27 protein-coding genes, 1 pseudogene and 2 riboswitches are annotated in these 25,740 nt (G+C 30.3%); of the genes and pseudogenes, 5 read left to right on the top strand and 23 right to left on the bottom strand.

The annotated features are described in order from the left end of the window. The first annotated feature begins 217 nt into the window (after window positions 1-217). Window positions 218-401: riboswitch (Lysine riboswitch) on the top strand. 226 nt (window positions 402-627) lie between these two features. Next, window positions 628-2,163 carry a Na+/H+ antiporter NhaC family protein gene (locus tag BUB51_RS06855; protein ID WP_073196510.1) on the top strand — a complete coding sequence of 512 codons (1,536 nt, stop codon included), beginning with the start codon at window positions 628-630 and terminating at the stop codon, window positions 2,161-2,163. 48 nt (window positions 2,164-2,211) lie between these two features. On the opposite strand, the gene BUB51_RS06850 is transcribed toward BUB51_RS06855, so the two are convergent. The 7 genes from BUB51_RS06850 to BUB51_RS06815 all read right to left on the bottom strand — a co-directional run bounded on the left by BUB51_RS06850 (window position 2,212) and on the right by BUB51_RS06815 (window position 8,185). Further along, the gene (locus BUB51_RS06850) at window positions 2,212-2,862 is read right to left on the bottom strand and encodes a hypothetical protein (RefSeq protein ID WP_073196509.1); all 651 of its coding nucleotides are present in this window, start codon (window positions 2,860-2,862) and stop codon (window positions 2,212-2,214) included. A gap of 48 nt (window positions 2,863-2,910) precedes the next feature. After that, complete coding sequence (locus BUB51_RS06845; RefSeq protein ID WP_073196507.1) at window positions 2,911-4,137, bottom strand: S-layer homology domain-containing protein; 1,227 nt, start codon at window positions 4,135-4,137, stop codon at window positions 2,911-2,913. A gap of 54 nt (window positions 4,138-4,191) precedes the next feature. After that, window positions 4,192-4,728, bottom strand: coding sequence for a TasA family protein (locus BUB51_RS06840; RefSeq protein WP_073196505.1), 537 nt, complete (start codon window positions 4,726-4,728; stop codon window positions 4,192-4,194). 2 nt (window positions 4,729-4,730) lie between these two features. Further along, complete coding sequence (locus BUB51_RS06835) at window positions 4,731-5,270, bottom strand: signal peptidase I (protein ID WP_052045282.1); 540 nt, start codon at window positions 5,268-5,270, stop codon at window positions 4,731-4,733. Window positions 5,271-5,463: 193 nt separating this feature from the next. Continuing rightward, window positions 5,464-6,267 carry a L,D-transpeptidase family protein gene (locus tag BUB51_RS12895; protein ID WP_143153581.1) on the bottom strand — a complete coding sequence of 268 codons (804 nt, stop codon included), beginning with the start codon at window positions 6,265-6,267 and terminating at the stop codon, window positions 5,464-5,466. Between the two features lie 71 nt (window positions 6,268-6,338). Continuing rightward, complete coding sequence (locus BUB51_RS06820) at window positions 6,339-6,602, bottom strand: Veg family protein (RefSeq protein WP_250160267.1); 264 nt, start codon at window positions 6,600-6,602, stop codon at window positions 6,339-6,341. A gap of 143 nt (window positions 6,603-6,745) precedes the next feature. Beyond that, window positions 6,746-8,185, bottom strand: coding sequence for an N-acetylmuramoyl-L-alanine amidase (locus BUB51_RS06815; protein WP_083599540.1), 1,440 nt, complete (start codon window positions 8,183-8,185; stop codon window positions 6,746-6,748). Window positions 8,186-8,362: 177 nt separating this feature from the next. Here BUB51_RS06815 and BUB51_RS06810 point away from each other — a divergent pair, with 177 nt between their 5' ends. Next, the gene (locus BUB51_RS06810; RefSeq protein WP_073196502.1) at window positions 8,363-10,162 is read left to right on the top strand and encodes a heme NO-binding domain-containing protein; all 1,800 of its coding nucleotides are present in this window, start codon (window positions 8,363-8,365) and stop codon (window positions 10,160-10,162) included. Window positions 10,163-10,214: 52 nt separating this feature from the next. On the opposite strand, the gene BUB51_RS06805 is transcribed toward BUB51_RS06810, so the two are convergent. The 6 genes and pseudogenes from BUB51_RS06805 to BUB51_RS13590 form a co-directional block, all read right to left on the bottom strand. Further along, a complete protein-coding gene (locus BUB51_RS06805) occupies window positions 10,215-11,672 on the bottom strand; it encodes an aminotransferase class I/II-fold pyridoxal phosphate-dependent enzyme (RefSeq protein WP_035164972.1) in 1,458 nt (485 codons plus the stop codon). Window positions 11,673-11,702: 30 nt separating this feature from the next. Next, entirely contained in the window at window positions 11,703-13,037 is a 1,335-nt protein-coding gene (mgtE, locus tag BUB51_RS06800; RefSeq protein WP_035165193.1) for a magnesium transporter, read from the bottom strand. Window positions 13,038-13,264: 227 nt separating this feature from the next. Continuing rightward, a riboswitch (M-box (ykoK) riboswitch) is annotated at window positions 13,265-13,421 on the bottom strand. Window positions 13,422-13,513: 92 nt separating this feature from the next. Beyond that, a complete protein-coding gene (locus BUB51_RS06790) occupies window positions 13,514-13,777 on the bottom strand; it encodes a metal-sensing transcriptional repressor (RefSeq protein WP_035165189.1) in 264 nt (87 codons plus the stop codon). A 15-nt stretch (window positions 13,778-13,792) separates the two neighbouring features. Continuing rightward, window positions 13,793-14,002, bottom strand: coding sequence for a heavy-metal-associated domain-containing protein (locus tag BUB51_RS06785; protein ID WP_073196498.1), 210 nt, complete (start codon window positions 14,000-14,002; stop codon window positions 13,793-13,795). A 21-nt stretch (window positions 14,003-14,023) separates the two neighbouring features. Next, on the bottom strand, window positions 14,024-15,853 hold the full coding sequence (locus BUB51_RS06780) for a copper-translocating P-type ATPase (protein WP_278294226.1): 1,830 nt from the start codon (window positions 15,851-15,853) through the stop codon (window positions 14,024-14,026). 141 nt (window positions 15,854-15,994) lie between these two features. After that, window positions 15,995-16,333 (bottom strand): annotated as a pseudogene (locus BUB51_RS13590) (cation transporter); the annotation flags it as partial. A gap of 232 nt (window positions 16,334-16,565) precedes the next feature. On the opposite strand from BUB51_RS13590, the gene BUB51_RS06775 reads away from it, so the two are divergent. Next, window positions 16,566-17,129, top strand: coding sequence for a hypothetical protein (locus BUB51_RS06775; protein WP_073196496.1), 564 nt, complete (start codon window positions 16,566-16,568; stop codon window positions 17,127-17,129). Window positions 17,130-17,256: 127 nt separating this feature from the next. Here the strand turns inward: BUB51_RS06775 and BUB51_RS06770 are convergent, their stop codons facing one another. The 6 genes from BUB51_RS06770 to BUB51_RS06745 form a co-directional block, all read right to left on the bottom strand. Beyond that, window positions 17,257-17,793, bottom strand: a complete 537-nt coding sequence (locus tag BUB51_RS06770) for a hypothetical protein (protein WP_073196494.1) — start codon at window positions 17,791-17,793, stop codon at window positions 17,257-17,259. Between the two features lie 622 nt (window positions 17,794-18,415). After that, a complete protein-coding gene (locus BUB51_RS06765) occupies window positions 18,416-19,000 on the bottom strand; it encodes a TlpA family protein disulfide reductase (protein WP_073196493.1) in 585 nt (194 codons plus the stop codon). A gap of 19 nt (window positions 19,001-19,019) precedes the next feature. Beyond that, window positions 19,020-19,706 (bottom strand): cytochrome c biogenesis CcdA family protein, encoded by a 687-nt coding sequence (locus BUB51_RS06760; protein ID WP_073196491.1) that lies wholly within the window; start codon window positions 19,704-19,706, stop codon window positions 19,020-19,022. A gap of 70 nt (window positions 19,707-19,776) precedes the next feature. Continuing rightward, window positions 19,777-20,745, bottom strand: a complete 969-nt coding sequence (locus BUB51_RS06755) for a cation diffusion facilitator family transporter (protein ID WP_073196489.1) — start codon at window positions 20,743-20,745, stop codon at window positions 19,777-19,779. Between the two features lie 91 nt (window positions 20,746-20,836). Continuing rightward, window positions 20,837-22,309, bottom strand: coding sequence for a sensor histidine kinase (locus BUB51_RS06750; RefSeq protein ID WP_073196487.1), 1,473 nt, complete (start codon window positions 22,307-22,309; stop codon window positions 20,837-20,839). Next, window positions 22,306-22,983 (bottom strand): response regulator transcription factor, encoded by a 678-nt coding sequence (locus tag BUB51_RS06745; protein ID WP_073196485.1) that lies wholly within the window; start codon window positions 22,981-22,983, stop codon window positions 22,306-22,308. The genes BUB51_RS06750 and BUB51_RS06745 overlap by 4 nt, the downstream gene beginning before the upstream one ends. A gap of 166 nt (window positions 22,984-23,149) precedes the next feature. Between BUB51_RS06745 and BUB51_RS06740 the strand changes: the two genes are divergently transcribed. Next, window positions 23,150-23,653 (top strand): hypothetical protein, encoded by a 504-nt coding sequence (locus tag BUB51_RS06740; protein WP_073196483.1) that lies wholly within the window; start codon window positions 23,150-23,152, stop codon window positions 23,651-23,653. A 9-nt stretch (window positions 23,654-23,662) separates the two neighbouring features. Here the strand turns inward: BUB51_RS06740 and BUB51_RS06735 are convergent, their stop codons facing one another. Further along, window positions 23,663-24,028, bottom strand: a complete 366-nt coding sequence (locus BUB51_RS06735; protein WP_035162521.1) for a phage holin family protein — start codon at window positions 24,026-24,028, stop codon at window positions 23,663-23,665. A 199-nt stretch (window positions 24,029-24,227) separates the two neighbouring features. On the opposite strand from BUB51_RS06735, the gene BUB51_RS06730 reads away from it, so the two are divergent. Continuing rightward, window positions 24,228-24,413 carry a DUF1858 domain-containing protein gene (locus BUB51_RS06730; RefSeq protein WP_035162523.1) on the top strand — a complete coding sequence of 62 codons (186 nt, stop codon included), beginning with the start codon at window positions 24,228-24,230 and terminating at the stop codon, window positions 24,411-24,413. Between the two features lie 36 nt (window positions 24,414-24,449). On the opposite strand, the gene BUB51_RS06725 is transcribed toward BUB51_RS06730, so the two are convergent. The 3 genes from BUB51_RS06725 to BUB51_RS06715 all read right to left on the bottom strand — a co-directional run bounded on the left by BUB51_RS06725 (window position 24,450) and on the right by BUB51_RS06715 (window position 25,640). Continuing rightward, complete coding sequence (locus BUB51_RS06725) at window positions 24,450-24,677, bottom strand: glutaredoxin family protein (protein ID WP_035162524.1); 228 nt, start codon at window positions 24,675-24,677, stop codon at window positions 24,450-24,452. 163 nt (window positions 24,678-24,840) lie between these two features. After that, a complete protein-coding gene (locus BUB51_RS06720; RefSeq protein WP_083599539.1) occupies window positions 24,841-25,065 on the bottom strand; it encodes a glutaredoxin family protein in 225 nt (74 codons plus the stop codon). 188 nt (window positions 25,066-25,253) lie between these two features. After that, window positions 25,254-25,640, bottom strand: a complete 387-nt coding sequence (locus tag BUB51_RS06715) for an ArsR/SmtB family transcription factor (protein ID WP_073196482.1) — start codon at window positions 25,638-25,640, stop codon at window positions 25,254-25,256. Window positions 25,641-25,740 lie beyond the last annotated feature (100 nt).

The following is a 25,740-nucleotide window of genomic DNA, read 5'->3' as shown; positions in this document are numbered from 1 at the left end:
TTATGAAAATGACGCTCATGCGGACGAATTTAGAAAAAACTAAATTCTTTCAAGCATTCGCTTTCATTTTCATAAATATAAAAAAACATAAGTTTATAAGCAGCCTGTAGTTAATAATTTATTAACTTCTTTTCCCTAACAATTGACTGTTGACTTTTATATTTATACATGTTAAATTATAATATATTACAAGTTAATACGACCTCATCCCTCAAAGGGGTGAGGTAGAGGCGCGACATCTAAGAGTAACTATACGGAGGCCGGAAGCCTATGAAATATAGTGAAAGGAGCTGTCGCCGAAGTCTTAGATATCCAAAATCTAAGGCTGGGCCTGCATCGAATAGGTGTAGGACTGTCATCAGGATAACTGCCCAATATCCTGATGGAGCGCTATCTCACACTGGGCAAAAAAGGAGGGATGGGCTTTAGGTATGCATTTTTTGAAAATAGCACCTGACGAGCCTGTCAGGTGTTTTTTATTATCTAAAAACAGGAAACAAATGCAAGAAATTAAAAATTGAAAATGTAAAATTTAAAACTAATTTATTAGCTATTAGCTGCTCGTTTTTCGAATAATAAATAACGAATAACGAAAGACAAATTATTAAATACGAGAGGAGAATATTTATGCAATATGGATGGCTTTCAATTATACCACCAATACTAGCAATAATCCTTTCATGGATTACTCAAGAAGTACTTTTGTCACTATTTATATCCGTTTTTATTGGTGCTACTATTTTAGCCGGATTTAATCCACTAATTGGCTTTTCAAAGACATTAAACACATATATCGTTGGCTCATTAACTGATTCTTGGAATGCATCTATTTTAATTTTTTGTCTTTCTATAGGAGGATTTATAAGTATCTTAAGTAAAAATGGAGGTACAAACGGAATTGCTAATCTTGTAGTTTCAAGAGCAAAAAACAGCAAATCTACATTGTTTGCAACTTGGTTAATGGGTATATTAATATTTTTTGATGATTATGCTAATTCTTTAATTGTCGGTAATACTATGAGAAATATTACTGATAAAATGAAAATTTCTAGAGAAAAGCTAGCTTATATAGTTGATTCAACTGCTGCTCCGGTTTCAAGCATAGCATTAATATCAACATGGGTAGGTTTTGAAACCGGATTGATAAAAAATAGTTTAGCCAAAATTAATATAGATTTAAATGCATATAGCGTATTTTGGCAAACAATACCTTATAGATTCTATAGTTTGTTAGCTTTAGTTTTTGTGCTAATAGTAATATTTACAGGTCGTGATTTTGGAGCTATGGCTAGAGCTGAAAAGAGAACATATAATACAGGAAAAGTATTAGATGATAATGCTACTCCTTTAGTTTCAGATGAAATATCATCATTAAATACAAAAGTAAAACATGAAAGATGGTATAATGCAGTAATCCCTATTATTTCAGTTCTATTGATAACAATAGTAGGTCTATACATTAATGGAGGCGGTCTTGAAGGAAATTCAATAAAAGATGCATTTGGAAATGCCGATTCAAGTGTAGTTTTACTATGGGCTTCTTTTGGAGGAACTTTGGTTGCTATTGTTATGACTCTATTACAAAGATTGTTAACTCTAAAAGAAGTTATGGATGCATGGGTATCAGGTGTTAAATCTATGACTACTGCATCTATAATATTGATATTGGCTTGGTCTTTGGGAGATATAAACAACAATCTTGAAACAGCTAAATTCATAGCTAATATTGCAAAAAATTCTCTGCCATCTTATTTGCTACCTTTAATGATGTTTATAATACCAGCAGTAATCGCATTTTCAACCGGTACATCATGGGGAGCTAATTCTATAGTTATGCCTTTAGCTATACCTCTAGCTATGCAAATAGGAGGTAATGAGTTATTAATTCCTACTATTGGAGCCGTATTAACTGGCGCTGTTTTTGGAGACCATTGTTCTCCTATTTCCGATACAACCATTATGTCGTCAATTTCTACTGCTTGCGACCATATAGCACATGTAAAAACACAACTACCTTATGCCTTAACAGTTGCACTTGTAGCCATTTTAGTAGGATTTATTCCCGTTGGTTTCGGATTTAACCCTTATATTTCACTTTTAGTTGGTATAATAATATTATTCGGCATACAATACCTTTTTGGTAGCAAAGTTGCTGAAGAGTAAACAAAATTATTGGCTAACAGTCATAACCTGCTGACTGTTAGCCTAATTTTACTCGTTTCCATACACTTCTTCGATTACAGTTTTATAAAACTCGTTACTCTGCAATTCTCCTTCTTCAGCTATATACATCATTACTTTTTTCAAATATTCTTCCTTTTCAAATTTGTTATCTACATCTAAATATTGTATACCTAATCTATTAAGAAGCTTCGTTAAAAGATATTCTCTAGTAAATTCTATATTTCTCTCTTCATCAATATATTCATTCAAATATTTAATTTTTATTGTACCATAAATTCGCTTTTTGTTCTTCATTAGCAAATCCATAATCTGTTGTAAATTTACAGTTACGTTAATAGGTATTATATACCGCTCGTGAGTTTTAAGTCTTATTGGATTTATATGCAGAATATAATCTGATATCTCTCCATCTACACTAAAATATATTACTGGTTCTATATCTATTAAATTCTTTTTAAGTACAATCTCTTCTGGATTAACCTTATCAATTTCTATTTCTTCCAATATATCATCAGTTGTAGCTGCAGTTACACTCATATCATATGCTGTCTTACTTGTAAACCAAGAATATGTATCCATATTTATTGATAAAATCATAGATATTAAAATCCCTGTAGTAATAAATCCTATCACTTTTAAGATAGTTCTATTTACTTTTTGTTTTTTACTTTTTTTCATTTTTAATTTACTATCACCTCATTTGGCTTGGTTATCATTTCTAAAAATCTACTTTGCATGCTTATCATGATATTTTAATAGCTTACATATCATAGTAAATACTTCAGCCCTTGTAATACTATTATCCGGTCTAAAAGTATTGTCCGGATAACCTTCTATTATTTTATGATATATTCCCGCTTTCACATGTCCTAATGCCCAATCTTGAATATCGTCTCTATCTTCAAAATTAATTTCTATTTCTTTTTCCAATTTTTTATTAAAGCCTCTCATTAGTACAGTTACCATCTCTTGTCTAGTGATTTTATTATTAGGCTTAAAAATTCTACCGGGATATCCTTCAAATATCCCTTTTTCCGTCGCCGCTATTACATATCCTTTAGCCCATTTAGGTATAAAATCTATATATCCAGTAAAAAGTTTATTTTTTTCTTCTAGTTTTAAAGCTCTACAAATAAGAGCAGCAGCTTCAGCTCTTGTTATGAAGTTATCAGGTCTTATAGTTTTATCAGGATAGCCCTTTATTATATTATGTTCTATAAGTGCTTGAATACAGTTTTCTGCCCAATGCCCTTTAATATCAACAAATTTGTCATTAGTTTTTTGCTTTGTGCCTTTTCCATCTTCTCTACTATTTGACGAATTATAATCATCTTGATAAATAGGATTCTCGTTCACATTTATAAGAAAATTAACAGTTGCCTTTATGCCTTGTAATTCATTTCCTGCATTTTCATCCATATGTACTGTATACTCTAAATCTATATAATTATTTTTATTTATATTAAAGCGGTCTGATACAGGTAAATCATATCCTCTGTAATTTTCATTATTTTTCTTATACATCATTTCATAAAAACTCTTACTATATATAGTTTTAGTAAATATCAACATTTTGTCTTTTTTGATAGTTAATTTCATATTTTTTGCAAATACTTCGTATAAATTTTCATCCTTAACTTGATAGTATTTATCACCTTGTAATTTTTCTAGCTTTATTGTCAGTGCTAAATTTTTTACTTTTATTCTCTCTGAATAATTATTATAAATCCTTAAAGTCCCTGAATCTGTGAACCCAGGAAATAAATATTCATCAGCCAAACTGCCTCTTTGATGGAATATAGGCCCCCCATTAGACTTTTCCCCGTGTATATATAATATGACATCAGGCATACTATCTCCATAGACAACGTCTTGATTTACAAATAATATCGAATTTATTACAATTACTAATATTAAAAACTTATATATTATATTTTTAATTGATATTTTCATTATTAAGTTGTTCTATTCACCACCTCATGTACCAATGTTTCTATACAGTCAATGCTATTCTGACCAGCTTGTATTTTCTACCTGTGTAGCTACAAAATTGAATTCTAAAGTAGCAGATTTCCCCTGATAACTGTTTCCAGCATCACTTGGCAATTTGTAGTAGACGTTAATAGTTTTTTTACCTTGATCAGTAGTTATCTGTCCAAATTCATAATCTTTTATTTCACTAACTCTATACCATTTTTGTTTATCAAAACTTATTTCAAGGCTAGGATTGCCATTATATAATATTCCATTATTATCACTAGAAGATTTCAATGTTATATTTACTAATTTAAATTTAAAATCTAATGTTCCTGCATTTTCTATTGTTATACTCTTTTCTCCAACCCATCCTGGATAAATATTTTTGACATCTAGTATCCCCGTAGCAAATACTCCATTACCTGGATTTTTTATTTTTAATGTACCAGTTTTAAATACATTATCTGTACTCACAACACTGCTTGTAAACCATGCGTATGTTCCCATTCCTATTCCAAAAGCCAATAAACCTATTAATGTCACTATTAAAATCAATCTTTTTTTCAATGTTAAATTCCCCCTTCTTTTAATTTAAAATAAAGTAGTTTTATTTTTTCACCTCCTATGAACATAATTAATAACATTAGTATTAAAAAAGTAAAAATTATTGGCCTTTTTAAAAAATAGACTATATACCCCCCTTTAGGAATAACCAAAAATACTTTTCCTATTAATTGACTAGAATTAATTTTTTCATTATCTTCAATATTATTAGCATCACCTTTTGTTACAAACAAATACTCTTCATTATCATCTATGACCTCAATAACTCTATGTGTAATAAATATATCGTTAGTCAACCTGTATGTAACAACATCCCCTTTTCTTATTTTCTTGGGTATTACAGGTTTTATAACAACTAAATCCCCAACTTCAATATTAGGCTGCATGCTTCCAGATAAAACAGTCATGAATTTTATTTTAAAAACTGAAGGTATATAATTTTTATCATTTTTATGTTTTATCCCTGTATAAAATAGTGATAATATAGATGCTATTAAAAGAAATACTACTATATCCCCTATCCACCTTAAAATTTTTCCTCTCATAAAAATCCCTCTTGTCCTTGTATATTACATTACATTATATGTCCAAGTTTTTTTATTATTCATAATACATGATTTATATTCTTGTATATTCAAACTCTTTAAGAGAATATTCAAGATAAATTTAAATGCAATAAAAAGATTACAAAAAAACAGCCTTTTAACTCTTTTATTCAGAGTCAAAAGGCTGTTTAATTTAATATATCAGCACTAAAGAACCTGCAGGAATGTTTTCATAAATATATTTAGCTACATCAACGGGAAGTCTTATACATCCATGACTAGCCGGTGTACCCAATTTTTCTTTCTCTTCTTCTATCATTTTACCATCTTCAGTAAAAGGAACTGAATGGAATAAATACGTTCCTTTAAAACCAACCCAATACTTACCTCCCTGCTTAAATCTAGGAGTATAGAACCATTTTCCTCTTCGTCCTTCTTCTATCTTAAATATCCCTTTTGGAGTAAAATGTTCCCATGTACCGCTAGATGCTATAGACTCTTTTATCAATTCTCCGTCTTTATAAATTTTCAAAACCTGCTCATCAGTATTAAAAATTAAAACATAACCCACCACTTCTGCATTAAACTCATGAGGAGGAATTTCTTTAGCCCTTATATATCTTGAATCTACATAACCTTCCCTTCCATCTTCCAACATTACTTTAAACCAGCCGTAAGGCAAAGTCTCTAATAATTTAACCTGTTGATAATCTTTAAGTTTATATATAATACTGCTCTTTTTATTTTTTTCTTTATATACTTCAATAAAACCGTCCCTATCTATAGTGTCTAGAGCTTGTCCAATAAATATTTTTGCTTTTTCTTCTATAGCTTCTTTTTCATCACTTTGCTCTTTACCCTTTTCAATATTTCCTTTCTTCTCAAATTCATCTGCTTTAGAAGTTTTAATTATATCCGATCGATCTAATACACTCTCTTTACAGCCAGTCAACAAAAAAATCAATAAAGTGAGTATGACTGCTAATCTTTTTCTCATAAAATCCTCCCCTCTATTGTGTTTTTAAATTCTTCAAAAAGTAAATCCGCCAGAAATGGCGGTTTACTCAATTAGCTAATTTGTATTTTCTTTTCATTTTTACATACTATTACTTCAACTGTCTCTGTAAGTATATCTGAATAGCTATATGATACTCGTCTTACTGTATTATATCCTCCATCAATTTTTACTACGAATATGCTTGGATAAACACTCTCTAATACGCCTTCTCTTATAGTTGTCTTCTTTCTGCCCTTGTTAGCCTTTAATCTTACTTTTTCTCCAACATAAGACTTAACGTTCTCTCTAATCTTATCTAGAGAATTTTTCTCCACCAAGCAATCACCTTCTTTCAAAATATACGTATAAATATTATCACATTATCACAAAAAAGTCAAATAATTAATTATACTAGTTTTAGTTGAGTTTGTCAAACTCTAAATTTAGCTAATTAACACAATAATATTCCTCATATTCTTTAAAACTTATAATATTCGACTATACCTTGAGTAATAGATTCTGCTATTTTGTCGATATATTCACTATTTTGAAGTAATTTTTCAACTTCAGGATTAGTTATATAATCGATATCTATATGAAGTGAACTCGCTCCTACCTCTCTTAATAAGAAAAATGCAGCTACTTTTATACCTTTATTTACTACATTAATGTTTTTTACCATTCTGTCCATAATACACTCGGCTAATCTTTTACTTTCTATATCGCCCTTATAATAATACATTTCACAGCCTCGAATTGATGGATTATAAAAAGAATTAAGATGAATACTTATAAAAAAATTAGGCCTAATCTTATTAGACAATTCTGCCCTTCTGTTTAAAGATACATATTCGTCATCATATCTAGTTAAATAAACCACCGCTCCTAATTTCTCTAAAAACTCTTTTAATCTTTTACTTATTTTTAAAACTACATCCTTCTCCATAAGGCCCTGATGCCCTTTCACTCCGACATTATCATCTCCTCCGTGCCCCGGGTCAATTACTAATATTTTTTCTTTTAAAGGCCATTTTATACATGGTTTCTCTATTTCTTTAATTTCAACACCTGTGAAATAATAATTTATAATGTCATTGAATTTAAATCCAATTAAAGCCATTTGATTTGCCCCATACTGACAAAGTCCCAAACCATCTCCTTGTCCACAGGTTTTAACTCCAAGTATTTTAGGCACAATACTAAATCTAGTAGAGTCTAGCTTTAATATCTCCTTAATTTCAGTACCTTTAAACAGCTTTCCGCCTATTTTTATACTCTTTATCCTTCCTTCTTCGTCTCTATCTATCTCCTCTATAAAACCCTTCATATCGATTTTTAATGTCGGTGTTAAATTTGGAAACTTAACTTTTAGTTTTTCTTCGATCTCCTCTATTGAAATTTCTTTGTAACCTTCCCAATTGGGAGAATTTAAGCAGTAATCGCACAATACTTTTCTTAAATACATTACTCTATTCCCTATAACATTTTCTGAATTTTCAGTAGCCCCACCACATGTATTATGAAATTTTGCCATTATAGGTTTATTGTTCATAGTTATTACTAACCCCTCTGTAGCTTTGATGCTATCTTCAATAGCTCTCATTATACTATTATATCTGCTGCCCCATTTCTCCTTAAGTTCATCTTCATATAAAATAGTAATACAATGCCCTTCATCACATATATCACATTCTGAATATTTTAAGCATCCTTCTCCTCCGAACATCCTCATCTTTCTTATCAGATTCGTCCTAGCAAGTATTACTTGAACTTTTATAAACTCTGGATGCACGTTTTCAATGGAATCGGGAATTTGAGTTGCGGTTATATACTTCACAATTTCCTCTAACTTTTTTATAATAATCCTCTTTTTATCTCTAGAATATATTTTCAAATATATAAATCTATCATCAATCAATTATTTTCACCCCTTTATGCAGACTTAAATATATAGACGTAATATTTTAGCCTACTTGAAATATAGGTTGGTATAATATATAGTATGTATATATAAGTTCTATCGTGAATTGCATAAATATTTAGTGTTTTCCTTAAAGGAAAACGTATTTTGCATAATAAGGAGGGAGTCTTTGATATGAAAGGTACAATAGTTTCTACTTGGATTAAAACCTCTAGGAAACTGTATGGCGATGAGCTTACAAATGAAGCGCTCTCAAACGTAGGCCTATCTCCTGACAAAATATTTACACCAACAGAAGATGTTGAAGATAGCTATCCTAAAAAAATTGTAGAATATATCGCTGAAAAATTAAACAAGACTACATATGATGTTTGGAAAGAAATAGGTAAAGATAACATAAAAACCTTCTCTCATGATTATCCGGCTTTCTTTCAACATGAAAATTTGTATTCATTTTTAAAATCTATGTATGATGTTCATGTGGTAATGACAGAAAAAATACCGGGAGCAAGACCTCCTATTTTAAATGTCAAGGCAATAGGCAAAAAGCGTGCAGAAATGACATATAACTCTCCTAGAGGAATGTTTGGATATCTACACGGACTAATAGAAGGGGCGGCAGAGTATTTCAACGAAGACATATCAATAGATGTAATAGAAAAAGATAAAGACTTTACAAAACTACATATAACATTTCCAAAAGAAATTTACTATTATAAACCTTATCTACCAAACAAACTATTATCATTCGGTTTTATTAAAAAAATAGAATTAAAAATCGCAGTCGCATGCTTTATTTTAATAGGATTACCAATATTGTTTATAGAAAGTACAAGCCATATTTCAACAAAATTATTTTGGTTGATTTGGAGTTTTATTGTTCCTTATTCTGTATCGAGTTTATTGTTTTTACCTAAAAGAACCATTTTATCTAGATTAGAGCAGCTAAAAGAAAGAAATTTCTCTGAAGAAGTAAAAATTGTTACTAAAGATATGTTTGAAGATATAAACGAAAGTCTAAACGAATATATAAGCATACTTAAAAGTGATTTTGTAGGATTTAAAGGTATGACTGATGAGCTTAATGTGTTCAGCAGCAAATTTAATGAAATATCAAAGAACATGAACAATACTTCTAATGAAATTTCTGAAGTTGTTGAACAAGTTGCTGAAGGAGCAATTAATCAAGCACAAGAAACTGAAACTGCCGCTTACTTATTAAATAATAACATAAAAACTTTAAATAATATTGTTGATGAAGAAAATAAAAATAAAAACATACTGCTAGATACCGTAAATAAAATAGACAATGGATATAAAGAATTAAAGAATACTTCTGTTAGCTTAGAATCTGTTCTACACGAATTCTCAAAAGTAAAAGAAAGCGGATTAAAATTGCAAGAAAAAGCAAAAAATGTAAATAGTATTGTAGAAACAGTTGAAGCCATTTCAGATCAAACTAATCTTTTAGCTTTAAATGCATCAATAGAAGCTTCAAGAGCAGGAGAAATGGGTAGAGGTTTCTCTGTTGTAGCTCAAGAAATAAGGACTTTAGCAGAACAGTCTAAAAAGGCAGTAAATGATATAAATAATAATTTATTAACATTTATCAATGATATTAATATTCTTGTTCAGCAAATTGAAAAACAGTATATGGTTCTAGTTGATGAAAACAATAAATTATCAAAAGTAGCAAACGACAACTATAGTGTAGTTTTAGCAATACAAGACGTTTCACAGTCTCTTATAGAAATGATAGATCAGTTAACTCAAGAAACAGAAGCTATTAATAAGGTTTCATCAAATATAGAATCTTTAGCCGCTATAGCCGAAGAAAATTCTGCTTCTTCAGAAGAAGTTAGCGCAAATGTTACAACTTATACCCAAGAAATACAAAAAATGATGGATTATATTGATGAATTTAAAAAAGTTACAGATGAATTTAAAAAAGATTTATCAAAATATAAAATCTAAAAATCTGCCAAATGGCAGATTTTTAGATTTTTTTTAGCTTTTTTATAATTATCTACATTCCCAATACTTTAATATATTCTACATAAGGGTCTTCCGTTCCCTGTAGTAAACTATGCTGACTTTTTAGTAATTTTACATATTCGATTATTTCTCTGCTAATTCTTTCTCCAGGAGTTACAATAGGAATTCCCGGAGGATAAACCATGATTGATTCACCACTTATCTCACCTTCAGCATCTTCTAATCTCACAACTTTCTTGCTGCTATAAAATGCATCTCTTGGTGAAACTATTACTTCAGGATTTTCTAACATAACATTTTCATATCTCTTTTTATTGCCTTTATATTTTACGCTCATATTTTTTAGCGCTTCAACTAATGCGTTTAAAGACTCTTCAGTATCTCCAACACTTACTATAGCTAATATATTAAAAACATCTCCTAATTCTACTTGTATATTATATTCGTCTCTCAATATGTCATAGGCTTCAAACCCCGTAATACCGAGTCCTGTAACATTTATTCCTAACTTTGTCTCATCAAAGTCATGGACTCCAGGTGTTCCTACCAATTCCTTACCAAACGCATATAATCCATCTATATTATTTATTTTATTTCTCGCATCTCTACAGAGCTTTAATACTTTAGTAAGCACTTCCTCTCCATGTACTGCTAGCATTTTTCTTGCCACATCTATACTCGACATCAGCAAATATGATGCACTAGTTGTCTGCATAAGATTTATTACGGTTCTAACCATTTTCTTTTCAATTAATCCTTCTTTCAATAATAAAAGCGAACTTTGAGTTAATGAACCTCCAGTTTTATGAATGCTGACAGCACACATGTCCGCTCCTAATTCTATTGCATCGTATGGTAATTCAGGATGAAACTTAAAATGTGCTCCATGTGCCTCATCGACCAAAACTGCCATTCCGTGCTTATGTGCCAATTTTACTATTTCTTTAATATCTGATGTAGCTCCATAATACGTTGGATTTATTAAAAATATAGCTTTAGCATCAGGATGTTTAGCTATTGCCTTTTCTACACTCTCTAAAGATACTCCCATAGCAAGTCCAAGAGTATTGTTTATTTCAGGCTGTATATATATAGGCTGTGCTCCACTTAATATGAGCCCATTTATTGCCGATTTATGTGCATTTCTTGGCAATATAATCTTATCCCCGGGCATACAAACACTCATAATCATTGCCTGTACTCCCGATGTAGTACCGTTAACAAGGAAAAATGCATGGTCGGCCCAATATGCTTCGGCTGCCAACTCTTCAGCCTCTTTTATTACTCCTATAGGATTACTGACATTATCAAGAGGTTTCATCGAATTAACATCTACTTCCAATACTTTACTACCAACAAATTCAGCAAATTCTTTTAATCCTCTACCATGTTTATGCCCCGGAACGTCAAATGGAACAACGTTTCTCGCATAATACTCTTTTAATGCATCAAATAATGGCGTTTTATTTTGATCTAAAACCAACTTCATCACCTCTAATAAAATTATTCAATCCAAACTCTATAATCCTAATATCCATGAAGCCATTGAAAAATACAGTATTAATGCAACAGCATCTACTATTGTAGTTATCAAAGGACTAGCCATAATTGCTGGGTCTAATTTTAGTTTTCTCGCTCCTATTGGAAGTATAGCTCCTACTATTTTAGCTAAAACAACAGTAAAAAACAATGTTGAGCATACAGTTATTGCAACTTTTAAACTGACTTTATCTATAAAATAGATTCTCATAAAATTCACTAATGATAAAATAACTCCTACTATTGTACTAACTCTCAATTCCTTCCATATAACTTTCAAAATATCCTTTATTTCTATCTCACCTAAAGCCATACCCCTTATTATCAGAGTTGAAGCTTGAGCTCCAGCATTTCCTCCTGTATCCATAAGCATAGGAATATATGCCGCCAATATAACAACAGACTGCAATACTTCTTCAAACTTTCTAATAATACTACCTGTAAACGTAGCAGATATCATAAGAATTAAAAGCCATGTAATCCTATGTTTTGCTAATGATAAAGTACTAGTTTCAAGATACTCCTGTTCCGATGGAGACATTGCTGCCATTTTTTGAAAGTCCTCTGTATTTTCCTGTTCAATAACATCAACTATATCGTCAATTGTAATAATACCTGTTAGTCTGCCTTCTTTGTCAACAACAGGAATAGCCATTAAATCATACTTTTTAAATAAATAAGCTATCTCTTCTTGGTCATCATGAGTATTTACATATATTATATCTCTCTCCATTATTTCGTCAACTGTTTTATCATCATCACTTATGACTAATTTCCTTAAAGACACTAATCCTTCTAGTTTCCTATTTTTATCTGTAACATAACAAGTATATATAGTCTCTTTATCAACGCCTGTCTCTTTTATATGGTCTATCGCTTCTTTTACTGTCATTTCTTTTTTAAGATCTACATATTCTATTGTCATAAGGCTGCCAGCCGAATTCTCTGGATAATTTAAAAACTGATTAATTAATAATCTTTCTTCTTCTTTTGTGTTTTTAAGTATTTTCTTTACAACATTTGCTGGCATCTCTTCTATAATATCTATCATATCGTCAAAAAACAATTCATCTACTATATTTTTTATCTCTTTATCCGTTATCGAGTCTATAATATAGCGCTGTTGCTCATATGACAAATATGAAAAGACCTCGGCCGCCATATCTTTAGGCAGTATTCTAAATAATATTAGATACGAACTTTTATCTAGCTCTTCCAAAAGTTCTGCAATGTCTACTACATTTAGTTTTGTAACTTCTTTTCTGACTTCAACATATTTCCTTTCGTTTATAAGTTTAGTGATTTTCTCCTTCATTTATTTTCCCTCCTTTTAGAAGAGCCATACACTCCTAAGTGGCAACCTAAGTGGCAAGGTTATGGCTCTTCTTAATATGATTTTTTTAAGGTTATTCTTAGGTATAGGACCAGAGTCCATAACCATCACCACCCTTTCAAAAAACTTCGATTTAAGAGCAATTATAGTATTACAGAAAAACACTATTTTAATACATCAAAAAACCCTCCAACAAGTGAAGGGTTTGCCTTTCACCTGTTGGGTTTTAGCTCTATATAGCTTAGGCCTTGGCCAGCCACATTAGGTATAACCTTCTCGATTATACCTGTTTACCCATTGGCATCTCTGGATGTTTCTGGGCAGTGGCGTATTTCTATATAGTAGCCTCTCCTAACCAGGTTCATATTTAAATTATATTTAAACACATTTATATCATATTCGAAAATACGGATAAATGCAAGAAAAAAATGCGGCTTAAAGCCGACATAATAGTTAATTTATTTCACATACCTATCTAATATGTTAATGATCTCATCAATTTTTTCATCGCCTTCTCCTTTGAGAATGGCTTCTTTCACACAATGTTTTATATGCTGATCTATTATATTTAAATTTGCCTTTTTAAGCAGTGCTTGAACGGCAAGAATTTGTTTAGAAATATCGACACAATATCTATCATTTTCTATCATTCTTATTATCCCTTCAATTTGGCCTTTTGAAGTTTTAAGTAGATTCAATGCTTTTTTTCTACCTTCAGTCATACCATCTCTCCCCATCTATTCTATACTTACAACTTCATACCCTGCTTTGATTACTGCATCCTTTAATATATTTTCTCCTACTTCTTTAGAAAATTCAACTACTGCCTTTTTACTTTCTAAATCTACATCTACCGATGTTACTCCTTCAACTTCACTTAATGCTTTTTTTACTGCCATAATACAGTGATTACAACTCATTCCCTCAATAAATAATACTTTTGTCATAACATACACCCTTTCCTTTATTTATTTAAATCTTTTTAATCTTAAAGAATTCGATACTACTGAAACGGAACTGAATGCCATAGCCGCACCGGCTATCATAGGATTTAAAAACCCTAAAGCAGCTAAAGGAATCCCTATACTATTATAGAAAAATGCCCAGAAAAGATTCTGCTTTATAGTCCTCATAGTTCTTCTACTCAATCTAATAGCTAATACTATATCTCTCAAGTCGCCTTTCATCAATGTTATATCGGCAGCTTCTATAGCAACATCTGTACCTGTTCCAATAGCAAAGCCAATATCGGCTTTTACTAGGGCAGGAGCATCATTAATACCATCGCCAACCATACCTACTTTTTTACCCTGTGCCTTTAATTTTTCTACCTCCTGCGCCTTATGTTCAGGTAAAACTTCAGCTATTACATTTTCTATTCCTACTTCTCTAGCTATTGCATTAGCAGTTCTCTCATTATCTCCTGTAATCATATAAACTTCAATTCCCATTGATTTGAGCTGTTTAATAGCTTCCCTAGAATGTTCTTTTACTGTATCTGCAACAGCTATAATCCCTTCTACCCTACCATTTATTGATAGTATCATTGCAGTTTTACCTTGACTTTCAAGATTTACGATTTCATCTTCTATATCCTCTATATTAATATTTTTATCTTTCATTAATTTTCTATTACCCAGATAAACTTCCTTACCTTCTATAACTGCAAATATACCATGTCCCGGTATTGCATTGAACTTTTCTGGATCAGTCAATTTTATACCGCTTTCTTCACCTTTTTTTACAATGGCTTGCCCCAAAGGATGTTCAGATGCTTTTTCGGCAATCGCTGCAAATTTTAAAATATCTTCTTTTGATTTATTAAAACTTATTATATCTGTTACTTCTGGCTCGCCTTTTGTTATAGTTCCCGTTTTGTCAAATATTAATGTATCTATTTGATGTGCTCTTTCTAGATACTCTCCTCCCTTTATAAGTATACCATTTTCTGCACCTTTACCTGTACCAACCATTATAGCAGTTGGAGTTGCAAGCCCTAATGCACAAGGACAAGCTATAACTAATACCGCCACTGCATTGATTAGAGCGTTAGTAAAGTCTCCTTCTACAAAATACCATATTGCAAAAGTTAAAATAGCTATCCCTATGACAGTCGGTACAAATATACCCGCAACCTTGTCGGCCAATCTCTGTATAGGAGCTTTTGAACCTTGAGCTTCTTCTACTAACTTGATTATCTGTGATAATACTGTATCTCTTCCTATCTTTGTAGCCTTAAATTTAAACGTTCCATGTTTATTTATTGTAGCTCCTATAACTTCATCTCCTTCTTTTTTGTCTACAGGAATACTTTCTCCTGTTAGCATAGACTCATCTACAGAAGAATTACCTTCAATAACGATTCCGTCAACAGGAATCTTTTCTCCGGGACGTACTACTACAATATCTCCAACCACAACCTGTTCTACAGGTATATCTAATTCTTTTCCATCTCTTATTACTCTAGCCGTTTTAGCTTGCAAATTCATAAGTTTCTTTATAGCTTCAGATGTTCTGCCTTTAGCAATAGCCTCTAGCATTTTACCTAATAGAATTAAAGTTATAATAACCGCAGATGCTTCAAAATAATATTCTTTAACTCCAGAAATTAGATTATAAAGGCTATAAAAATATGCCGCTGAAGTACCTAGAGCCACCAAAACATCCATATTGGCTCCTCCGCCTTTTAAAGAATGGTAAGCTCCTTTATAAAACCTGTATCCAATAATAAATTGTACTAAAGTAGCCAATGCAAGCTGCAGATACCCATTATCTAATATAGTTTGTATTCCTGCCATATGGAAGAACATTGCCGATAATAATGGAACACTTAATACTGCAGATATTATAAAAAGTCTTTTTAAATGTTCTATTTCTTTCTGTCTTTTTTCATTATTTTGTTCATCTTTTTCATTTTCCTCAAATGTTTTATAGCCTGCTCTTTCTATAACTTCGATAAGTTCTGCAATTTCAATTGCTCCGTCATAGATTTCAATAATCGCCTTTTCCATTGTAAGATTTACATTCGCATTTTTTACCTCATTTATCTTATTTAACGCCTTTTCTACCCTTGCAGAACAAGCAGCACAAGTCATACCTTCAACTTTAAGTTGAATATTTTTTGTCGGGACTTTATATCCCGTTTTTTCAACAGATTTAACTATATCATCTACATTGATTACTTTTGGATCATACTCTACAGTAGCCTTTTCAGCAATGAGATTTACAACCGCTGATTTTACACCATTTAATCCTGATAGAGCACCCTCTACCCTTTTAGCGCAGGCTGCTCATGTCATTCCTTTTATTTTTAAAGTTACTCTTTTATAATCCATTAATATCCTCCTTTCTACCCCTCCCCACCCGGGGTGTATTTTTATTGTATCATATTCTTTTATTTTAATCAAATTTTTATATGATATTTGATAAATTTCTGGTTAATCTAAAGATAGATTTAAAAATAGTCTAACAATAAAGTTATCTATTTATGTATTATGGGAAGGTGATATTTTGAATAATAGCGAAGATATAAGACTAGAACTTTTGAAAGACATGGAAAATAGTATAATAAAAGTTTTTAAAATCAATTTCTCAAACGATGTCATTAATCCAATGATTGAAAAATCCACTGTTCTTGAAAAAAATAAAAAGGATAACTATTTAAATCTAGTAAAAACTGCATTAAGTAATTGGAAAAGAGCAGGATTAGAACTGACAACATATGTATATGAACATCATGGTTATAGTTGGGGGAAGAAGATAAAGGAAAATCATAATATAAAGTCGGTAGAAGATATTTATAAAGTACTTAAAGATTACGATTTAAATATTAGTTTACCCGGCAATTATAATATAATTTACAAAGATAATGATATAGTAAAGTTTTATATAAAAAAACATGTTTTGATTGATACTTGGAAGGAATGCAGAATAAATTATAGTTTAATGTATGATTTGGATAGGACTTGGAAAGAGGCTTTTATAAATGGATTAAATTCAGATTTCAAACTTCAAGCTACAGCAGAAAATATAGATGGAATCGACGTTTTTGTATATACTATTTTTGAAAAATAATTTTATATTTTTAAAAATTATACAGTATAAAGAAGGACAATCTCTGGTTAGATATATTAATTATGCTTGAAATTTAAGTAATAGAATAAATTGCAAGGTGTAAATTTATACCTTGCAGTTTATTTGATTAAAATTCTTTTAATGAATTATATAAATTATCTAAATAATCAAAATCTACGTTACCACTTATAACGTTGTATCTATATATTTTCGCTTTATGCTTAATTTCAGTAATTTTATCTTTTTTATTTTCAGTTATCACAAGAGTACTAGCTCTAACTAATATGTTTTTATCAGAATCTATATGAATTTGTATTCCTTCATCAGTCTCTTGATTTTTTAGAAAAATCACATAATCTTTTTTGCTGGTTTTTGAACTGTTATTATTCCCTGACATACCTTGCCTGTATTCAACAAGTTCTAATTCATTCAATTTAGATATAAATTCATTAATTATGTTAATATTTTCACTAGCTTTATAAATGATGTTTTTATCCGAAACATCAGCTATTTCTATTATATTAAATTCCTTTGCTTGTGCTTTATCTAGATAATCATTTAGTACTAACTCTTGAAAAGTACCTTTTTTTTGATTGTTATTAACAACTATAACTATAGTTATTAAAGCAATTATAATTATTAAAATAATATTTTTTTTAGTCATATTCTTCCCCCTTATATTTAAATATTATGACTTATTTTACAATTTGCTTAATAATATGATATTAATCTAATATTATACTATAAAATATTTGTATTTATGTCAATTAATGAATTTCATTCCAAAATTCAATATTAAAGATATTTGGCAATAGTAAAGGCAGAACATTTCGTTCTGCCCTTAAATTAACAGGAGGAGTGTCCTCTGTTTGTAGTAATATAAAATCCTCTCCTCAACCAGTCATTTAAATAATCAATATTGAAATAATCAAATTGAGAAGCAACATCTTTATCTACTATAAAATTAATATCTCCTGCTGTATATAATTCATCGTCTTCTTTTTGCTCATCCAGAGCAAGCCCGAAACTTGGGCCCCCTCATCCAAAACCTGCGATATATATTCTTACACTTTGAGATAATGCTCCTTTTTCTTCCATTATCTCTTTTAATTTCTCTTGAGCCACTTGTGTTATTTCTACTTTCATTTCTATCCTCCTTCATAACTATTAAGCAATCATTTTATCTTCATTAAGATAAATACCCCATAAGGGTATATCTCAAACATAATTGTATTACATCTATTAGTATAAGTCAATCTATTTTAATTATTCTCCATTAGATTTTATCATTTGCTCCTTACGCTATCTAACATTTCCTTCATCTGCGAATATGTCATCATACCCATCTGTATCGCTCTAATCCTTCCTTCTTTATCTAACATAACCGACATAGGCAGTCCACTAACTAAATAATTCCTAGCAACTTCTCCTTCTTTGTCTAATAGAATAGGAAATTCATATCCTCCTTTTTTCGCAAAACTTTCTACTTCAGATTTACTTTCCATAACATCTATACCCAAAACTACAAAATCATTGTCTTTATTCTCAAGATATAATTTGTTTAAATACGGCATTTCTCTCACACAATACGGACACCATGTAGCCCAGAAGTTTATTAATACAATTTTACCTTTGTAATCTTCTAATGAAACCTTTTTGCCTTCCAATGTTTCTAAAACAAATTCAGGAGCAAGACTTCCTATTTGCATTGGCAAAACTTCTTCTGCTAATCTATCGTCTTCAACTTCTATTTTTTCTTCATCTAATCCTTCATCTTTAATACTTTTAGGCACTGTGTTATAAGATGCATAGAATAAAACAGCCGCTAAAGCTATGACTAAAATAGTTATTATAACGAACCTTTTATTCATATTCTCCCTCCATCTAATTCTATCTTATGAAGATATTTGAGATTAAATATATTTTATTTAAAAATATTAATATCCCGAAACTAATTACTATTATGCCGCTTATCTTCATAATATAAGGTATAATTTTTTCAAATTTAATCAAAAATTTACTAAATTGACTAATAAGAAGTGCAGTTAAGATAAATGGAATTGCTAATCCAACAGAGTAGGATAAAAGCAGATAGAATCCTTTAGATAAAGTAGCAGTTGTCCCAGCATAAATCAATATAGTCGCTAATACACTACCTATACATGGAGTCCATCCAGCAGCAAACGCCATTCCCATAAGTATTGAACTAAACCAATTAGTAATTTTAGGAGTCTGCATCCTTTTTTCCCTGTTTAAAAATTCGATTTTAAACCCTAACATATTTAATCCAAAAATTATTATTAATATCCCACTAATTCTAGTAAATATGCTCTTATACTTTATAAAAATTCTCCCTATAAAACTTGCAGAAATCCCCATTAACATAAAAATTATAGTAAAACCGATTACGAATCCCAGAGTTCTAGATACAGCTAAAAACTTTCTATTTGCAAGTTCTTCTTCAAATGTAGAACCTGTAATATACGTTATATATGCCGGTATCAAAGGAAGTACACATGGAGATAAAAAAGAAAGGACCCCTGCACTAAACGCTATAGGAATTGATACATCTGTCATCTTCATCCTCCTAATTTTATCGTTTATCTGATTATACCACGCAGGGGTATGTTTGGCAAGACTTTATTCATTATCCTTTATTCTCTTTATTTACATATTTGCTCGTTTTGTTTTTACATGTTAAACAATTCATTTCTTCATGGTTTGAACAAGGATTTACATGTACCATAACATCTTTTACATTTTTTAAACTTCTCTTAACTTCTTCTTCAACCTTTTCAGCTATACTATGTCCCATATAAACCGTTATATTAGGATCTACACATACTTTTATATCGACATATACTTTAGAACCATGTTTTCTAGCCTTAATATCATTTATATTCCTTATATCAGTATTTTTCATTAGGTTTCTAGAAATTTCATACAATTTACTTTCTTCAATCGATACATCCATTAGCTCATTATATCCATGTATAAAAAATTCGACCCCAACTTTTACAACTATTATAGATACTACTAATCCCGCTAAAGGATCTAATAATGGATATCCCATTCTAGCCCCTACAACTCCTAATAATGCCGCTATAGATGATAAAGCATCTGATCTATGATGCCAAGCATCGGCTATCAATGCCTTGCTATCAATTTTCTTCCCAACATTCATAACCATTCTGAATTGAAACTCTTTAATTACTATCGATATAGCAGCTGCCCAAATAGCTATTACAGTAGGTACTTTTACAGTTTGACATAACATAAGTTTCAAAGAAGAAATTCCCATTTTTACTCCTACTGCTATCAACATCAATGAAAGTAAAAATGCCGCAATAGTTTCTGCTTTTTCATGTCCATATTGATGCTCTTCATCTTCAGGTTTTTTCGCAATAAAGAAACCTATGACTATTCCAACCGAACTTCCTATATCTGAAACTGTATGAATGCCGTCGGCTAATATAGCACTCGAATTAGAAATAAATCCTATGATTATTTTCCCTATGGCTAATACTAAATTTAAAATTATCGTTATCCATGTTATCCTGCTTGCAATTTTATATCTTTTATTTTCGTCTACTACATTATTTCTCAACAACCACACCTCGTTTTCAATTGATATTTATATATTACATTATATTATACATTCTAATTAAATGTAACCCCTAAATTTCAATGATATTGTATAATATATATTAATAATTTTTATTATCAATTGATATTAATTCTAATTCAAACCAAAATTCAACCCCATTTTTTACATTCCTCACTCCATAATTACTATTATGGAGCTTCAAAATATTTTTTACTATTGATAGTCCTAAACCTGTTCCGCCGTATTTTCTAGCTCTTGACTTATCAACTTTATAGAAGCTCTCCCATATCCTATCTATTTCATCTTCGGGGATAAAATTCCCACTGTTATAAATACTTATAATCGCATTATTTGACAATCGCCTGATAGCAACTTCCAAAACTCTTTCTGCACCTATATGATTTAAAGCATTATTAATAAGATTTACTAAAACCTGTTCTAATCTCACTCTATCGCCATTAACATACATCTTATCATCATCTTTTTTTATGCTGACATTTATATTCTTTTCTTTAAATATTGGACTGTATTTATTTAAAACTTTGTCTACAAGATTGCATATATTAAATTTCTCTTTATTTAATGAATAATGCCCAGATTCTAATTGCGATAAATCAAGCAAATCTTTAACTAATTTGCTCATTTTTTCGGCTTCATCCATAATGACTTCACAGTAGAAATTCTTGCTCTCTATATCATCTATAACATTATCTTTAAGCCCTTCTGCATATCCTTTAATAAGAGCGATTGGTGTTTTCAATTCATGGGAAACATTTGAAATAAACTCTTTTCTCATCTTATCTAATCGTCTCTCTTTTTCTATATCTTCTCTCAATTTTTTATTTGCCTTATTTAATTCATCTATTGTAAAACTTAATTTTTCGGATAAATAATTTAGGCTTTCTCCTAACTGCCCTATTTCATCTGTGCTTACAACATTATATTTATGACTAAAATCTAAATTAGCCATTTTTCGTGCTACCTTATTTAATCTTAAAATAGGTTCTGTAATTATCTTTGTAAGTATAAAAGTCAGTATTATACCAATTATAAGAGATATAATCGCTATGTATATGTAATAGTCCTTAATTATGTCTATTCCTTCTTCTATTGATGCTACAGATGATTGAATTATTAGTATTTTATCACTACTTAAAGGAGTAACAACAGAGAGTATCCTTATATCGAATTTCGGATGCTTAAAAATTTTTATAACGGTACCCCCTGATAATATTTCTTTTAAATCTTCCTTTGAAATGGGAATAAATCCTCTTCCCATTCTCCCGTACTGCGGTCTATATGATATAGGATATTCTATTTCCCCATTGCTTGCTACTATCGTAATGTTTCCCCCTATTAAATTCTCTATCCTTTCTAACTCATCATATATCTTTCTTGTATCACCTTTATATATGTTCTTAATATGATTACTGTATGATACCAGATTATCTTTTTTTCTCTCTATATAATAAGAACCTAAATACTTAACATTAAAAAACCATACTAAACCTAAAATTATTGAAGTTAATAATAGGATACTTAAAAACAGCTTCGTTTTTAATGATCTTCTCATTTTTTCACCTCTAGTCTATATCCAACTCCTCTTACCGTTTCAATAATATCACTATTTCCCTTAAGTTTTAATCTGAGTCTTTTAATATGAGTATCTACTGTTCTCAAATCTCCATAGTAATCATACCCCCAAACCCCATTTAGTATAGTCTCTCTGCTTAAGGCTTTCCCTTTATTTTTAGCCATATAGACTAATAATTCATATTCTTTAGGAGTCAATTTTATTTCAATCCCATCATTAAATACCCTATGACCATTTAAGTCTAATTCCAAGCTGCCGATTTTCAATATATCCTTTTCGGAGAAAATATTACTCCTTCTAAGTAGAGCTTTAACTCTTGCTACTAATACTTTAGGACTGAACGGTTTTGTAACATATTCATCGGCCCCAAGTTCAAATCCAAATAATTCGTCCGATTCTTCACTTCTTGCAGTTAAAATTATAATAGGTACATTCGATTTTTTTCTGATTTCCCTCATTACAGTCCAACCATCATATTCCGGCAGCATTATATCGAGTATCACTAAATCTATATCATCATTAAAAAACTTTTCTAATGCCAATTTCCCATCCTCTGCTTCTATTACGGTATATCCCTCTTTTTTCAGATAATCTCGTATCAATCTTCTCATTCTATCCTCATCTTCAACAATAAGAATTTTTATGTTATCCAATCCAAACACCCCCAATTTAAATTAATTTGTTTTTATTATACTACAGAATATTTTTTCTTGTTTTGAATTTTAGATTTCACCTAAAGGTACTAAAACTGTCACAAAACTGCCACATATAAAGGATAGAATAAAATCACAGAAAAAAATTAAAAGGAGGTTTTTCAAAATGAAAAACAAAAAATTAATCTTTTTAACATCCGTTTTAGCCTTATCAATATTTGCCACAGCAGGTCTAACTTTTGCGGACAGCTTAGATGAACAATCAAATCTAAATCAACCAGTAAGATATGGATGGAATAATGGAGGATATGCTTGTACTTTAACTGAAAATGATTTAACTACTATTAAAGGTAAAATATCAAACATTAATACAACTAATCCACCTTTCAGTATAGACATAACTACTGATGACAACAAAATCGTAAATGTTCATCTAGGCAGAATAGTTTTCATGGATAATTTCAAAGAATTAAATCTTGCAAAGGATATGGAAATTGAAATTAAAGGATTTTACAGAACATTTAATATAAACAATCAAGAAACTACTGTATTTAAACCTATCTCAATAAAAGCTAAAAATAAAGAAATTAAATTAAGAGATGAAAATAATAGACCTGTTTGGGCTGGAAGAAAAGGCGCTGGTAGAGGTTTTAAAAAGGTCGGCAAATAGCCGACCTTTTTAAAATACTCTTCCCGGTACCACCATATCTATTATACCTATTGCTAAAGCTCCAATAATTGCTCCAACAACAGAAATATTAAAACCCGGAACTATAAATTTAGTAACATACAAGATTACTCCTGCTACTATAAATCCTGTCAATCCCCTTCCAAAAGGCGATGCGTCAATTCCTGCAAACTGTTCTATGATATAGTTTAACACAGCTATTACTATAGCCGATAAAATTAGACTCCATAAATTACTAACACTAAATCCAGGTGTTAGAAAAGCCGCTATCCAAACTACTATTGCTGTCAATATTACTCTAAGTATGATACTAGTTACACTAATATCTTGGTTATTTGTCTTTTCTTTATCTGACATTAAACCACCTCCTTAGTTATATTTTCACTTTTATTATGTTTTTTTATACAAAAAATTTACCAATTATATTGGCAATAGATTTAAATGCAGTATTTAAGTTCATCTTATTTGATAAATTCATTTTTAATAAATATTTTGTCAACAAACTTTAAAAAATATGTTATGATTATATTAAACATTTTAAGAAGGAGGAATTTAAATGACAATAACTAAAGACATGCTTATAGGTGAAATATTAAGAGTTAAACCAGAAGCTGCAGAAATATTATTAAGATTTGGAATGGGATGCTTAGGCTGCCCATCTTCACAAATGGAGTCATTAGAACAAGCAGCTGTAGTTCACGGTATAAATCTTGAAGAATTATTAAAAGAATTAAACAAATAGATAAATAAAACCCAACTAGATAAAACTAGTTGGGTTTTATTTTAATATTTCTTCCAATCTGTTTTTGTCGAACCCTACAATAGTTTCCCCGTTAACTATTATAACAGGAACTCCCATATAACCCATTTCTATAAGCTCTTTTCTCGCTTGAGGGTCTACTGATACATTTTTTTCAGTATAACTTAATCCTTTTGAATTGAAATAATCTTTTGCAGCAAAGCAATGCGGACAAGTATTACTTGTGTAAATTGTTATATCAGCCATGATATTAACCTCCCATAATATTTATATTTTCTGATATAAGTATACCCCATTAGGGTATGTCTAATCAAGTTTTTTCTTTCAAAATATATTAACTTTTTTTAATATAATTATTGAAACAAAGAAACTTCCAAATTGAAAATACCGGGTATAAAACCCGGAGGTTCTATAATAACTGATCTAGTCTATTTTTATCAAAACCGACTATAGTTTCACCGTCTACAATTATAACCGGAACACCCATAAATCCCATTTTAATAAGTTCTCTTCTAGCTGCTGGATCTGTTTGAACATTTTTTTCTACATAGTCTACCCCTTTACCCGAAAGGTACTGTTTAGCAGTTATACAATGTGGTCAAGTATTGCTAGTATAAATTATCACATTTGCCATAAAAAAATTCCTCCTTATTTTTTTACTATATTATAAATTATTTCTTTTAATACCCTGAAATATCCTTTAAAATCCAAAAATTAATCAACTCTTTCAATAGCTTTTAGTCTCAATTTTCCCTAATAACCATTAAACAACAGCCTTCATTCAATTTTTGATTTTAAATTTTCAATTTTACATTTTTTATTTTACCCATGTTTTACATGTTCTAATCCCTGACTAAATAATTGAAGTATATGGTCATCATCGAGTGAGTAAATTGCAGATTTCCCCTCTTTTCTATACTTTACAAGCCTTAAATTCCTTAATATTCTTAATTGATGTGATATAGCAGATTGACTCATATTTAGTACGGCTGCAATATCGCATACACATAATTCGCTATTTAAAAGTGCATTTATTATTTTAAGCCTAGTCGGATCGCTCAATGCTTTAAATATATCGGATAATTTAATGATTGTATCATCATTTAATAATTCTTTTTTCACTTTGTTAACGATATCTTCATTCGGACAAATTATCTGGCACTCAGCTTCCGTATTTTCTATACTTTTTCTTTTCTCCTCATTATACATTCATAATCCGTTGACTTATATCTATAAAAACCTTATAGAAAGCAACGCATACCTATAAATCTTTATAGATTTATAGATCTTATCCGATACTTCTATTATG

It is taken from the genome of Caloranaerobacter azorensis DSM 13643 (assembly GCF_900129995.1).
GTDB classification, from domain to species: Bacteria; Bacillota; Clostridia; order Tissierellales; family Thermohalobacteraceae; genus Caloranaerobacter; species Caloranaerobacter azorensis.
The sequence above is the reverse complement of the archived record's forward strand: the minus strand, read 5'-3'. Positions and strand labels throughout refer to the sequence as shown.